Origin of the sequence: Streptococcus suis, assembly GCF_002964045.1 — a bacterium.
GTDB classification, from domain to species: Bacteria; Bacillota; Bacilli; order Lactobacillales; family Streptococcaceae; genus Streptococcus; species Streptococcus suis_U.
In genome coordinates this window covers 1-407 of sequence record NZ_POPB01000241.1, presented here as the reverse complement: position 1 = coordinate 407, position 407 = coordinate 1, and the positions used below count along the sequence as shown (strand labels likewise).

The 407-nt window shown below is 41.5% G+C and carries 1 protein-coding gene; it reads left to right on the top strand.

Features of this window, described 5'->3' with window-relative positions:
• A partial coding sequence (gene rpsJ, locus C1E99_RS02220; protein WP_105206453.1) for a 30S ribosomal protein S10 occupies window positions 1-299 on the top strand: 299 nt, incomplete at its 5' end.
• Window positions 300-407: the final 108 nt, after the last annotated feature.

Here is a 407-nt window from a genome sequence, read left to right as displayed (position 1 = left end):
TACAAATCCGCATCCGCTTGAAAGCGTACGAACACCGTACACTTGATACAGCAGCTGCAAAAATCGTTGAAACTGCAACACGTACAGGTGCTCAAGTAGCAGGTCCAGTTCCACTTCCAACAGAACGTAGCCTCTACACAATCATCCGTGCGACTCACAAGTATAAAGACTCTCGTGAGCAGTTCGAAATGCGTACACACAAACGTTTGATCGACATCATCAACCCAACTCAAAAAACAGTTGACGCTTTGATGAAATTGGATCTTCCAAGTGGTGTAAACGTAGAAATCAAATTGTAATCAAGTAACAAGGTAGACTAAAAGCAAGTGTTCATAATTGAACACGGGCTAAACTCCGTGTGAAAAAGATAAACTTTCCTAGAAACAGAAGTTTCTTCGTCAAGTTTC